Origin of the sequence: Methylacidimicrobium sp. B4, assembly GCF_017310545.1 — a bacterium.
In the GTDB taxonomy this organism is placed as follows: Bacteria; Verrucomicrobiota; Verrucomicrobiia; order Methylacidiphilales; family Methylacidiphilaceae; genus Methylacidimicrobium.
In genome coordinates, this window is the sequence record NZ_CP066203.1 from 1,787,008 (window position 1) to 1,799,283 (window position 12,276).

General features: G+C 63.0%; 11 protein-coding genes and 1 tRNA gene. 11 read left to right on the forward strand and 1 reads right to left on the reverse strand.

The annotated features are described in order from the left end of the window. Window positions 1-65: 65 nt before the first annotated feature. The gene (gene ppc / locus MacB4_RS08485) at window positions 66-2,837 is read right to left on the reverse strand and encodes a phosphoenolpyruvate carboxylase (protein ID WP_206863424.1); all 2,772 of its coding nucleotides are present in this window, start codon (window positions 2,835-2,837) and stop codon (window positions 66-68) included. A 150-nt stretch (window positions 2,838-2,987) separates the two neighbouring features. Between ppc and MacB4_RS08490 the strand changes: the two genes are divergently transcribed. The 11 genes from MacB4_RS08490 (at window position 2,988) to MacB4_RS08540 (ending at window position 12,269) form a co-directional block, all read left to right on the forward strand. Further along, window positions 2,988-4,001: a tyrosine recombinase XerC gene (locus MacB4_RS08490; protein WP_305063684.1), complete on the forward strand. Its 1,014-nt coding sequence runs from the start codon at window positions 2,988-2,990 to the stop codon at window positions 3,999-4,001. Window positions 4,002-4,009: 8 nt separating this feature from the next. Further along, complete coding sequence (locus tag MacB4_RS08495; RefSeq protein WP_206863425.1) at window positions 4,010-5,347, forward strand: 3-deoxy-D-manno-octulosonic acid transferase; 1,338 nt, start codon at window positions 4,010-4,012, stop codon at window positions 5,345-5,347. A 56-nt stretch (window positions 5,348-5,403) separates the two neighbouring features. Then, the gene (locus MacB4_RS08500; RefSeq protein WP_206863426.1) at window positions 5,404-6,408 is read left to right on the forward strand and encodes an ABC transporter ATP-binding protein; all 1,005 of its coding nucleotides are present in this window, start codon (window positions 5,404-5,406) and stop codon (window positions 6,406-6,408) included. Then, window positions 6,389-7,189 carry an ABC transporter permease gene (locus tag MacB4_RS08505; protein ID WP_206863427.1) on the forward strand — a complete coding sequence of 267 codons (801 nt, stop codon included), beginning with the start codon at window positions 6,389-6,391 and terminating at the stop codon, window positions 7,187-7,189. The genes MacB4_RS08500 and MacB4_RS08505 overlap by 20 nt, the downstream gene beginning before the upstream one ends. After that, window positions 7,186-7,887: an SCO family protein gene (locus tag MacB4_RS08510; protein ID WP_206863428.1), complete on the forward strand. Its 702-nt coding sequence runs from the start codon at window positions 7,186-7,188 to the stop codon at window positions 7,885-7,887. The genes MacB4_RS08505 and MacB4_RS08510 overlap by 4 nt, the downstream gene beginning before the upstream one ends. A 2-nt stretch (window positions 7,888-7,889) precedes the next feature. After that, on the forward strand, window positions 7,890-8,318 hold the full coding sequence (locus MacB4_RS08515) for a DUF420 domain-containing protein (protein WP_206863429.1): 429 nt from the start codon (window positions 7,890-7,892) through the stop codon (window positions 8,316-8,318). Between the two features lie 124 nt (window positions 8,319-8,442). Beyond that, window positions 8,443-9,999 (forward strand): glucose-6-phosphate dehydrogenase, encoded by a 1,557-nt coding sequence (gene zwf / locus MacB4_RS08520; protein WP_206863430.1) that lies wholly within the window; start codon window positions 8,443-8,445, stop codon window positions 9,997-9,999. A gap of 2 nt (window positions 10,000-10,001) precedes the next feature. Then, window positions 10,002-10,685: a 6-phosphogluconolactonase gene (pgl, locus tag MacB4_RS08525; protein WP_206863431.1), complete on the forward strand. Its 684-nt coding sequence runs from the start codon at window positions 10,002-10,004 to the stop codon at window positions 10,683-10,685. After that, on the forward strand, window positions 10,682-11,362 hold the full coding sequence (locus MacB4_RS08530) for a tetratricopeptide repeat protein (RefSeq protein WP_206863432.1): 681 nt from the start codon (window positions 10,682-10,684) through the stop codon (window positions 11,360-11,362). The genes pgl and MacB4_RS08530 overlap by 4 nt, the downstream gene beginning before the upstream one ends. A 48-nt stretch (window positions 11,363-11,410) precedes the next feature. After that, window positions 11,411-11,482 (forward strand) — tRNA-Cys (locus MacB4_RS08535). A gap of 271 nt (window positions 11,483-11,753) precedes the next feature. Continuing rightward, entirely contained in the window at window positions 11,754-12,269 is a 516-nt protein-coding gene (locus MacB4_RS08540) for a L,D-transpeptidase (RefSeq protein WP_242529203.1), read from the forward strand. Window positions 12,270-12,276 lie beyond the last annotated feature (7 nt).

Consider the following 12,276-nt stretch of genomic DNA (forward strand, 5'->3'; position numbering starts at 1 on the left):
GCTTCAGAACGCAAATCCATTTATCGGTGCTCAGGCGAACCATTTTTGAGGAATACGGAAAGAGCTCATCCCGTATTGCGCAACCCGGCGCTGATCCCGTTCACGGTGAGCGCGATGACTCGTCGCAGCGCGCGCTCCTCTTCCTCCTGCCCCGCACCGAGCGAGCGGAGGCGGCGGATCATCTCGACCTGGATGTAATTGAGGGGATCCACGTAGGGATTCCGGAGCCGGATCGAACGTTGGAGGACCGGTTCCCGGTCGAGCAGAGCGCCAATTCGGCAGATGGCCAGTACCGAAGTGACCGAGCGGTCATATTCGCTCCGAATCTTCGAGAAGATCCGCTCTCGGATCTCCCCATCGCCTACGAGCGAGGCGTAACGCTCTGCGATGCTCATGTCGGTCTTGGCAAGGGATTGTTGCGCATTGTCCAGGGTGGTGCGAAAGAACGGCCATTCCTCGTACATCTCCTGAAGCAGCCCGAGCGCTCCCGGGGATTCCTCGCAAAAGGAGGCCAAGGCGCCCAGGCCATACCAAGCGGGTAGGACAAAGCGGCTCTGGATCCAGGAAAAAACCCAGGGGATCGCTCGCAGCTCCTCCAGGGTGTCGACCCGGGAGCGGACGGCTGGTCGGCTGCCCAGGTTGAGCTGCCGCAGCTCGTCGATCGGGGTCGCTTCCTGCCAGAACTGAAGAAAGGCGGGATCCTGACGCACAAGATCGTGATAGAGAAGAACGCTTTGAGCTGCGATCTCGTCCATGGCGTCGGTCCAGCGGGCCGGCAGATGGGATGGCGATCGGGAGGCATGGATTCCCGTGAGGGCTCCGTAGGTGATCTGCTGCAGGATGCGAAAGGCCAGGTCGGGGTCGTGGTAGCGGGTGGAGAGCACCTCTCCTTGCTCGGTAATCCGGATCTTGCCTTCGACTAGCCCGCACGGCTGGGCGAGAATGGCCTGCGCCGCGGGACCTCCCCCTCGGGCGATCGTTCCGCCGCGACCGTGAAAGAGGATGGGAGTCACCCCGTTCCGGCGGCAAATCTCGACAATGGCCTCTTGCGCCTTGTAGAGCGCCCAGCTCGCTGCGAGATAGCCGCAGTCTTTGTTGCTGTCGGAATAACCGAGCATCACGATCTGCTCGTTCCCTCGCCGCTCCACCTGCTTCCGATAAGACGGGTGGGTGAGAAGGCTTCGGAGGATCGCCGGAGCCGCCGCGAGATCATCCAACGTTTCCACCAGCGGTGCGATGGCGAGGTCGACCTGAGCGAGATGGCAGAGAAAAAGCACCTCCAGAACATCGGAGGGCTCCCGGGTCATGCTGATCACGTAGGCTCCCGCGCACTCCCTCCCATAGAGCGCCTGTGCTCGCGAGACGGTCAAAAGTGAGCCCAGGGCATCACGGCCCGCCGGGCCGCAGCGCTCCCACAGCCGGCGTAGGTCGCTTGGCGGCGGCTCCCGGAGAAGGGAGGAGAGGACCGTTTCCTTTTGGTCCTCGTCCAGCCGCGAGTAGTTCTCTACCCCGCCGCAGGAGGGCAGGATCTCGTCGAGCGCCTCTTGGTGCACGCGCGAGTGTTGGCGGATGTCGAGGGCGGCCGTGTGGAGGCCGAAGACTTGTACCTGTCGCTGGAGCCGGAGCAGGTCTCCATCCGCGAGAACGGGAGCGCGGCCGCGTTTGAGTGTCGCGGCGACGGCGTCGATCTCCCGGGAGAGATTGCCGAGCGTGAGCTGAGGCTCGGGATGGGGTCCGAACAGGTCGAGCAGGTCGGAGGCCCGGGCGTTCTCCCGCTCCTCCAGAACTTCCTCGTGCAGTGCGGCCAGCAGCAGGCGATACGGCTCGTTCGGATAGAGGAGAGCGAGACGGTTGCGCTGAAGGATGCGGCGCTCGCGTTGCGAGAAGAGATCGAGCAGCGTTGCTGCGGAGGGGTCCCGGCGGAGGGAAATGGTCAGGAGGCGAGAAAGCCGGTCGAGGCCCGCGGCGATCTTGGAAAGAGCAAGGCGGCGATGGAGAACCAGGCTTTCCGCGGTGATCTCGAAGGTCACCGACGGATGCCCGTCACGATCTCCCCCGATCCAGGAGCCGAACGAGATCCAGCCCTGCGGCGGGCGCACCGTGGGATAGTGGCGCTCGAGCGCTCTTTCCATCTCGGCCTGCAGGTCGGGGAGGACCTCCCAGAGCGTCGAATCGAAAAACCAGAGACCGGTCCGAACCTCGTCGAGAACCTGGGGCCGTTCCGTGCGGTTGCGATCCGTCAGCCATAGGGAAGCGATCTCGCTTTCCAGAGAGGAAGACCAGTCGGCCGACGGATCGAGGAAGCTTTTCTCCTTGTCGCGCAGCAGGTTCGCCAACCGCTGCAGCTTGACGAGGATCGTGCGCCGCTTGGCTTCCGTCGGGTGCGCTGTCACGACGAGAGTGATGTGGAGCTTGTCGAGGATCCGTTGCATCTCTTCCTGCTCGACCCCCTTGGCCTTGAGCTCCGCCAGCGCTGCCTCGATCGAGGCGCGCGGAAAGGGCCCGGATTCCAGTTGCTGCTGCCGGCGCCGACGTAGCAGATCGATCCGGTAGTCCTCCTCGGCCAGGTTCACCAGCTCGAAATAACTGGTGAACGCCATGGCGATTTCGTAAGCGAGGGGTGCCGATAGCCGCCTGACCGCGCCGGCAAGGGAGTCGGAGGCGGCGGCTTCCCCGGCCCGACTGGCTTTCGCGAGCGATCGGATCTCCTCTTCGACGGAAAGCACTTCCTCTCCCTCGATCCTGGCGATCACACGGCCCAGAGCGTCTCCGAGCAGATGAATGGTCCGGGAGAGGCGGTCGAAATCGTGATCCGGCGGCAGCGGTCTGGAGCTCATCAGTGGTGAGAATCGAAGGATAGTACACCGCTTTCCTCCCCCTGCCAAAGGAGAGCGGCACTGCGTCCGACCGATCCAGAGAAAACCTGCGGTTTTCTTGTGGCCGGAAGCTCGCTCTGCAGGGTACTCTCATTTCTGGGTTCTAGGGAGGTGAGCACGCGTCGTCAGTCGTCCCCGGAGGGAGGGAAAGAAAAGAGCAAGGACGGGGAGGAGGCGGGGCGAGCCGGATCCGGGCTTCCGGAAAGCCAAGAGCAGGAAATCGTGAGCTTCCTGGCCTTTCTGCGAGACCAGAAGGGCTATTCCCCCTTTACGGTTCGGAATTACGAGCACGCCTTGCGGGAGTTCGCCCGTTCTCGGCAGGGACAATCCTGGTGGTCGGTCGGACCGGAGGATCTGCGCAGCTATCTTTACGAGCTTTGCCGCCGGCCGGAATTGGGAGCGGCTTCCCTCCGTGTCCGGTTTGCCGCGCTTCGCTCATTCTTCGCCCGGGCCGTGCGAGGGAAGCAGATGGCGGACAATCCCGCTCGCTCCCTGAGCCTCCCGCGACTGGCCCGTCGCCTGCCGATCTTCTTGACGCAAGAGCAGATCTTTCGGCTTCTGGATGCCCCTCGGAGAAAGTGGATCGATCGGCAGAAGAAAAGATCCGTTCGCGGCCCGGCGTGGAAGGAATGGCAGATGTGGAGGGATCAGGCATGGCTCGAGGTGCTCTATGGCGCGGGCTTGCGCTTGCGGGAATTGACCGGCCTGCGGCGGGGTGACTTCGATCCCGAGCAGGAGCTCGTCCGGGTGCGGGGGAAAGGGGGAAAGGAGCGGATCTGTCCGGTCGGCCCCTCCGCTACCGAGGCGATCCTTCGCTATCGGGAGCTCTGCCCCCACCAGGCCGATGCGCTCTTTGTCTCCGGTCGAGGGAAGCCGCTCTCTCCCCGCTTTGTCGAATCGGCGCTCCGGCTCTATCTGACGGAGTCGGGCCTGGAAGGGGCGTACAGTCCGCACAAGCTGCGGCACAGCTTCGCGACGCACCTGCTCAACAATGGAGCCGATCTGCGGAGCGTGCAGGAGTTGCTCGGTCACGCTCGCCTTTCGACCACCCAGATTTACACCGGGGTATCGACCCAGCGGCTGCGAGAGGTCTACCAAGCGGCCCACCCCCGCGCATCGGCGTGAGCTCTCTTGTGAAGGTTCCTCTTCTGCGCTGGGGTTACCGGCTCCTGTTCCCGGTCGTTGCCGGCCTGGCCAGCCCGTACTATCTCCTTCGACTCTCCAAGCGGGGCAACCCTCGAGAGGGGTGGACCGAGAGGATGGCCTTCTATCCTCCCTCGATCCGCGATCGGGCGGGGAGGGGAGTAGACCTCTGGATCCACGCCGTAAGCGTGGGAGAGGTACTGGTGGCACTCGCCCTGCTACGGGAGCTCAGGCGCAAGGCGCCGCGCCTTCGGGTCGCCTTGAGCGTCACGACGATCACCGGCCGGAGGGTAGCCTTGGGCGCTGCGGATGCGCACACGGTCGTTCTCTGGAGCCCCATCGATTTTCCGGGGGTGGTCAAGCGGGCCTTCGACCTGTTACGGCCGCGCGCCTTGATCCTTGTGGAGACGGAGGTCTGGCCGAATTATCTTTGGGAGGCCAAGAGACGACGAGTTCCGGTTCTCTTGCTCAACGCACGCCTCTCTCCCCGGACCGAACGTTGGTACCGTCGCTTTCCCGAGGTGTTTCGGCCTCTTTTGCAAGGGCTTTCGCTCGTGCTGGCGCAGGCGCCGGAGGACGTCGACCGCCTGGCTGGAGCCGGCTTTCCGCCGGAGCGCATCTTCGTGACGGGAAATCTCAAGTATGACGTCGCCAACGTGGGCAGCGGGCGGGCGGAGTCGCGCTGCCCTTGGTGGGGGGCATGCGGATGGCCCCCGGACGCCCTCGTTCTGTTGGCGGGCAGCACCCATCCCGGAGAAGAGGAGGTCATGCTCGACCTCTACCAGAGCTCGAGAGCTCGCCATCCCAATCTGCGCCTGGTCCTCGCGCCAAGGCATGTCGAGCGGAGCCCAGAGATTCATGCGATCTGTCGGAAAGCCGGGCTTTCCGTTGCCTTGCGCAGCGACCTTGGGACAATGGGTTCGCCCGGTTCTCCCCCGGATGTCCTGCTTCTGAACACGACGGGGGAGCTCCGCTTCCTCTACGAGAAGGCAACGGTCGTCTTCATCGGAAAGAGCCTTTGCGCCCATGGCGGCCAGAACTTTTTGGAGGCCGCTTGCGCGGGAAAACCGATTCTCGTCGGTCCCCACATGGAAAACTTCGCCATGCTCGTTCGGGAATTTCGGAAGGAGCGAGCCCTGCTCCAGGCGGCCGACCGGTCGGAGCTCGCCTCTTTCCTCGAGGAGCTGCTTGCCTCTGAGGAGATGCGCTTGGAATTCGGAAAGAGAGCGCACGGGGTCTTCGGCAAGAATGTGGGAGCGGCCGCGCGCGCGGCGGATGTCGTGGTGGGACTGCTTCGGACGCAACCGGAAGTCCGGGCGGGATCATGAGCCGTCGCGTCTGGACGTTTGACAGGACGGCAGATTCTCTTTCAAGATGAAAGGGAATGACCGAGTCTGCTCCGCGGGCCATCGCCAGGGAGATTGCGCTCTCCGTCGAAGCGCTTTCCTACGCCTACGGAAACCGGAAGGTGCTCGACCTCGTCTCCTTCCAGGTGGAAAAGGGAGAGCTCATCGGAATCCTGGGGCCGAACGGGAGCGGGAAGACAACCCTCTTCCGCCTGCTCTCCACACTTTACGTGGCGCCCCCGGGGATGATTACCCTGGCCGACTGCTTCTATCCGATGCAGGCTGCTGCGGCGCGGCGTCGGATGGGCGTCGTCTTCCAGTCCCCCAGCCTCGACAAGAAGCTCACGGTCGCCGAGAACCTCGTGCACCAGGGTCATCTCTACGGATTGCGCGGGAGCGCATTGCGAGGGAGAGTGGGGGAGCTCCTCCGCCTTTTCGGCCTGGAAGAACGGTCAGGGGATCTGGTGGAGACCCTTTCGGGAGGACAGCAGCGGCGGGTCGAGGTCGCCAAGGCCCTTCTTCACGAGCCCGAGTTGCTGCTCCTGGATGAGCCGAGCACGGGAATCGACCCGGCGGCGCGCCGGGATTTCTGGCGACACCTCTTTGCGCTCAAGGAGCAGAAAGGGTTGACCATTCTCGTGACGACCCACCTGCTCGACGAGGCCGAGCGATGTGACCGGCTTTTGATCTTGGATCAGGGAAAACGGGTGGCCTGGGACACTCCGGGACGGTTGCGTGCGCTCATCCCGGGGTCGGTGCTCACTATTCGGTCACCGAAGCTTGCGGAGATCGAGGAGGAGCTGAGACGCCTCTGGCCGGGTTGTATCGTTCGCCGCGCCGATGGGGCCTTGCGAATCGAGCCCCGCGCCGAGGAGTCGACCGGAGAGGCGATGCGGGATGCGGCGGATCTTCTGCAGCGGTTTGGGGGAGATGTGACCGCGCTGACGGTCTCTCAGCCGTCCCTGGAGGATGTCTTTCTGCACTTGACCGGGCATCAGTTCGACGGCCAAAAGGAGGGATCGAATGGAGCCGCGGAAGACTAGCGTCGCTTCCGGGAACTTCGGGCTGGGCGTCTACACGCTCTGGAGCCGCGAGGTCGTCCGGTTTCTTCGGCAGAAGAACCGGGTCGTGGGCGCTCTGGGTACTCCATTGGTCTTCTGGTTCCTGATCGGCTCTGGGGTTGGGAGCTCCTTTCGCACGGGGGGAACCGGTTCCAGCGACTACTTTGCCTATTTCTTTCCCGGGATGCTGCTTCTGGTCGTCCTCTTCACCGCCATCTTTTCGACCATCTCCTTGATTGAAGATCGTCGGGAAGGCTTCTTGCAGGCGGTGCTCGTGGCTCCCGTCCCTCGGTCGGCCGTTGTCGCCGCAAAGCTTCTGGGGGGAATGACGCTGAGCGTCCTCCAGTGCGTGTTGATCTGCGTTTTGGCGCTCCCCTTGGGTCTCCGCTTTTCTCCGGGGTCCTTTGTCCTCGTGGTCGCGACCCTCTGTCTGTTGGGGCTTGCGCTCACCGGCCTCGGGTATCTTCTCGCCTGGCCCCTCGATTCGGTTCAGGGTTATCACGCCCTCATGAACCTGTTGCTGATGCCTCTGTGGCTTCTCTCCGGGGCTCTCTTCCCGCCGGAAGGCTCGGTCGGCTGGATGCGGCTGATCATCCATGCCAATCCCCTCTACTACGGGTTAGAGCTCTTGCGGGCGGCGCTCCGGCCGGATCGGCCGGGGGCGCCCCTTTGGCTCTTCGGAGCGATCACCCTCCTCTTTACCGTTGCGGTGGGCTTGGCGGCGGTCGTGATCACCGATCGGGTCCGGGTGAAGCATCCATGAGCGAAAAGGTGAAGCGGCGGTTCGGGGTCGGGCTGATCCCCTTCGGGCTGGCGGCGGCCGTGCTCCTCTCCCTCTTCCTGAGCCTGGGCTATCATGCACTCCTTCATCGGAAGCCGGGGGGCATGGCGCTACCCGTCCTGCGGCGGGTCGAGTCGTTTTCGTTGACCGACTCATCGGGAAAGACGGTGACTCGGGAAGACTTGCAGGGGAAAGTCTGGGTGGCGGATTTCATCTACACCTCGTGTCCCGGGCCCTGTCCGGCGGAGACGGTCCGGATGAAGGAGATTCAAGATCTCGTGGCGGGCCTGCCGGATGTCCGGCTGGTTTCATTTTCCGTCGATCCGGGGATAGACACGCCCGAGGTGCTTGCGCGCTATGCGCAAGCCCACGGAGCCGACCCAGCCAGATGGTTCTTCTTGACAGGTACGGTCAAGGAGATCTGGCGACTGGCCTCAGAGAGCTTCGCCTTTGCCGTAGGAGATAACCCTCCTAACCGTCCGGCCGAGGAAGGCCCGGTTTTTCATTCGACCCAATTTGCGCTGGTCGACCAGGCTGGACGGATCCGGGCCTATTATGACGGATTGCTCTCGGCTACGCCGGCACGGGTGGCTCAGGACATGCGGGCGCTTCTCGAAGAAGAGCCCGGGAACCTACCGGAGAGGGGTCCGTCCGTCCCGATCGGGGGAGGAGGCAGGTAGCCATGGTTTCGCATCTCCCCGCGGTCAACGCCAGTCTCAATGCCCTCACCGCATGTTTTCTTCTCGCTGGGTTTGTGGCGATCAAGCGCGGGCAGATCCCCATGCATCGCAACTGCATGATCGCGGCCTTTGCCACCTCCATGGTGTTCTTGGCCTGCTACCTGGTGTACCATGCCATACACGGGGCGACCGCATTCCCCCGGCATGACTGGTCGCGGCCCCTCTACTTTACGATTCTGATCTCGCACACCTTCCTTGCGGTCGTGAACCTCCCCGCCATTTTCGCGGCGCTCTACCTCGCCTCCAAGGGACGTTTTGCCGCGCACGCCCGGGTCACCCGTCTGCTTTGGCCTTCCTGGATCTACGTCTCGGTGACCGGGGTGCTGGTCTATTTCATGCTTTACCACTGGTTCCGCGCCTCCGCGTCCTAGCTCGCTTCGTTGGCGGGCACAGGCGGGAGGATCTGGAGCCCGCGGGTCGGTGCCAGCGGTTGCTCGACAGAAGCGAGAGAGACGCGGTATCGTCGCGACGAGGAGTTGCTTGGGGATTACGGAGATGACGGCTCGCCAGCAAGCATGGCTCGGACAGACGATCGGAGGCAAGGCATTGCCGACCGCAGTCGTCATTTTCGGGGCTTCTGGAGATCTGACCCACCGGAAGATCCTGCCGGCTCTCTACCACCTCCAGAAGAATGGTCATCTCCCAGAAGGGATGGCGATCGTGGGGTTCGCGCGGCGCGAGCAATCGGAAGAACAGTTTCGAGAGGGGTTGCGCCAATCGCTGGAAGACTACTCCCATACCCAACCGATCGATAACGCCGTCTGGTCGGCCTTGGAGCCGCACATCTACTATCAGAAGGGGGATATGTCGAACCCCGAGGATTACAGCCAGTTGGCGGAACGGCTTCGGACTCTGCCCGAGGCGAGCGCCTTCGGGCAAAATCATCTCTTCTATCTGGCGACCGCTCCCAATTTCTTCCCGGTGGTCGCGGAAAACCTCGGCAAGGCCGGACTTCATGCGCGGGAGGGAGTCGACCGGTACCGGCGATTGATCGTGGAGAAGCCCTTCGGAACTGATCTTCCCTCCGCCCGGGCGCTCAATGAGACGTTGCACAAGGTCTTTCCCGAGCACTGCATCTTCCGCATCGACCATTACCTCGGAAAAGAGAACGTGCAAAATCTCCTCTATTTCCGTTTCGGCAACTCGATCTTCGAGCCTCTTTGGGACCGGCGATACATCGATCATGTGCAGATCACCGTGTCGGAAACGCAGACCATTGGTACCCGGGGAGGCTATTACGACATGGCCGGTGCGTCCCGGGACATGCTGCAGAATCACTTGATGCAGCTCTTCACCCTGATCGCCATGGAGCCGCCCGCCTCCTTGGAGGCGGAATCGATCCGCGACGAAAAGGTCAAGGTGCTCCGCTCGGTTCCGACTCCGAGCTCGGAGGAGGTCCTGAGAAACAGCGTCCGCGCCCAATATGGTCCCGGCATCCTGGGCGGAAAGACGGTCCGCCCCTACCGGGAGGAGGATCGGGTCTCCCGTCGCTCCCTGACGGAGACCTACGTCTGCTTGCGGCTTGAGATCGACAACTGGCGCTGGTCCGGGGTCCCCTTCTATCTCCGCACCGGGAAGGCGCTCAGCCACCAGTACACCGAGATCTGCATCGTCTTCCACCGGCCTCCGTGCGTGCTCTTCGCGCACAGCCTCAAGCATATCGCGCGCAATTGGCTGAAGATCCGGATCCAGCCGAGCGAGGGGATCCACATGCTCTTCAACACCAAGGTGCCGGCGCAGCCGATGATCGAAGAAGCACGGATGGACTTCTACTACCGCCGTCAGGATCACTACTTTCCGGAAGCCTACGAGCGCCTGCTCCTGGATGCTCTCATTGGGGAATCGACTCTTTTTACGCGGTCCGACGAGGTCGAGCAGGCATGGCGCATCGTCGATGCGGTGGAGGAGGCCTGGCAACAGGAGGAGCTCGACCGGCTGCCTCTCTACGCTCCCGGCTCCATGGGGCCAGTGGAAGCGGAGGAGCTCTTGCGTCGAGAGGGACGGCGATGGGGCGACCCTCCCTGCGAGGAGGAAGAAGTGGTTCGGGAGTAGGGATGGCGTCGGTTGCCGTTTTTTCGTTTCCCGATCCCGATGCTTGGCTCGATCGCCTTACCGCTGACCTTTGGACCAGGCTCGACGAAAATCGGAAAGCCCGACGACCCTTTCATGTCGCGCTCTCCGGCGGAACCACTCCGATCCCCCTCTACCGGTACTGGGCCAAGCTCGATCTTCCTTGGGAGACGATCGACTGGTGGATTGGTGATGAGCGCTGGGTTCCCGTCACCGATCCGAGGAGCAACGAAGGAATGATTCGGGGAAGCCTGGGTGTCGGCCCGGGGGATCGCTTCCGGTTGCGGAGTTGGCACGGCTCGGAGGATCCGTCGGAGGCGGCAAGACTTTACGACCGAGCCTTGCGGGAGGCGCTGGGTGATCCTCCCGTCTTCGATCTGGTCCTTCTGGGGGTCGGTGAGGATGGGCATACGGCGTCACTCTTTCCCGGGAGCCCGGCATTAGAGGAACGTGAGGCTTATGCGGTTGCGAATCCCGCTCCCGGAGGAAGTCCTCTTCGGCTGACCCTGACCTATCCCTGCCTCGATACAGCTCGCTCCGTCTGGTTCCTTGTTGCCGGCCGATCCAAGGAGAAGATCGTCGAGCGTCTGGTTGCCTCCGATGCCAGGCTTCCCGCAGCCCGCATCCAGGCTGGCGATCAACGGCTCTATTGGAGTCAGAACGGATGAGAGGTCCTTCTCTCCCTTCCGGTCGTTCGGTCGCGCTGATCCTCGCCGCCGCCTGGGTTTTCCTTGGGAGCTTTTCGGGTCGCGCCGCATCGAGTGAGAAGAAGGCGCTCTTCGCGCAGGCATACCAGGATGCGCTCGTCGCCTTTCATCGAAAGGATTGGCGGGCGGCGGAGGCGGCGGTGGACCGGGCGCGCCAGATCGATCCTGACGACCCGCAAGGGTGGGTGCTTACCGCCCGGATCCTGCTCAGGAAGAAGGAGTACGAAGGAGCTCGGACAAATCTTCAGGAGGCGCTTCGCCGTAAGCCCCAGTTCGCACCCGCGCTGCGCGTTTCCGGGGATCTGGCTTTCGACCAGCGGCGATTTGCGGAGGCTTTCCGTCTGTACAACGAGGCTCTTTTGCGGGAGCCCGGTGACAAGAACCTCATTCTCAAGATGCTCTATTGCCAGGTGATGCTGGGCAATCGGGGTGCCGCGGAGCGTCTGCTTGCGCAGTTGAGTCCCTTCGACGAATCCAATCCGGCCTACTACTTCGGGGAGGCTGCCATTTTCCACGCCCGCGATCGAGAGCCGAGGGATCAGAAGGATCTGTTGCAGACGGCGCGGGTGATGTATGGCAACGACGTCTTTGCCGAGTATCTGAGTGACTATGAATTCCTGTTTGCCGATCCTCGATAGAGCTCGTAAGCTGTTCTCTTCCTTTGCCAGAGCCGGCTGAGGCTCTCCGGCGGGGTAGCCAAGTGGTAAGGCCGGGCTCTGCAAAAGCCCTATGCGTGGGTTCAATTCCCACCCCCGCCTCTCTTCCATTCCCGCTTTTTCATCGAGACTTGACTCGGCTCGCTCGCTTTGCGAAAGGTGAAGCGGCCCTCCTATGTCCCTCTACCCAGGCGGTAAGACCACCCCGCTTCTCCGGCGGGAACGCCTCGTCGCGGCTGCTCTGCTTCTCATTCCGGGGTGTTTGCTGGTCCTGCTGGGATGTGCGAGTGGGGGCAGATCGACCATGGGAGGAGGGAGTGGACGCACCGCTTGGGGAAGCGTTCCCCCCGGGCCAGTTCCAGCGAGTCGGGTCGTGAAGGTGTCGCTGCAGAGCCAGGCGGTCTATGTTCTCGATGGGGATCGGATAATCTGGGCCGCGGCCACCAACGTGGGGAAGCCCGGTCATCCGACGCCGACCGGGACGTATCGGGTGAGCCAGAAGCTCGAGCGCAAACGGTCGGGCTCCTACGGCTTCTGGGTGAACGGGAGCCGCGTCATCCCCACCGAAGGCGGAGGGAGTCCCGGGTCCGGCTGGCGCTACGTGGGCTATCCGATGCCCTACTGGGTCGAGTTCCTGCCGGGATATGGGTTTCATGAGGGCTATGTCTGGGCCCAACCCCATACGCACGGCTGCTTGCGATTGCATGGCTCCACTGCTGGGGAGTTCTATCGCCTGGTCGAGGTGGGAACCCCCGTGCAGATCCGCGCAAGTCAGCCGGAAGACCAGACGATCGGCCCGCAGATCCCTCGGTTCGACGACTCCCGCGCGCCGGATCCCCCAAACGCCTTCCTGATTTCGGACGCCGTCTTTTCCCGACCTTGGAATTAGGTCCGGG

Bases quoted from the DNA above. Each gene is read 5' to 3' on its own strand.
- zwf (WP_206863430.1), top strand. From the start codon at position 8,443: ATGACGGCTCGCCAGCAAGCATGGCTCGGACAGACGATCGGAGGCAAG.
- MacB4_RS08515 (WP_206863429.1), top strand. From the start codon at position 7,890: ATGGTTTCGCATCTCCCCGCGGTCAACGCCAGTCTCAATGCCCTCACC.
- MacB4_RS08510 (WP_206863428.1), top strand. From the start codon at position 7,186: ATGAGCGAAAAGGTGAAGCGGCGGTTCGGGGTCGGGCTGATCCCCTTC.
- MacB4_RS08530 (WP_206863432.1), top strand. From the start codon at position 10,682: ATGAGAGGTCCTTCTCTCCCTTCCGGTCGTTCGGTCGCGCTGATCCTC.
- ppc (WP_206863424.1), bottom strand. From the start codon at position 2,837: ATGAGCTCCAGACCGCTGCCGCCGGATCACGATTTCGACCGCCTCTCC.
- pgl (WP_206863431.1), top strand. From the start codon at position 10,002: ATGGCGTCGGTTGCCGTTTTTTCGTTTCCCGATCCCGATGCTTGGCTC.
- MacB4_RS08505 (WP_206863427.1), top strand. From the start codon at position 6,389: ATGGAGCCGCGGAAGACTAGCGTCGCTTCCGGGAACTTCGGGCTGGGC.
- MacB4_RS08500 (WP_206863426.1), top strand. From the start codon at position 5,404: ATGACCGAGTCTGCTCCGCGGGCCATCGCCAGGGAGATTGCGCTCTCC.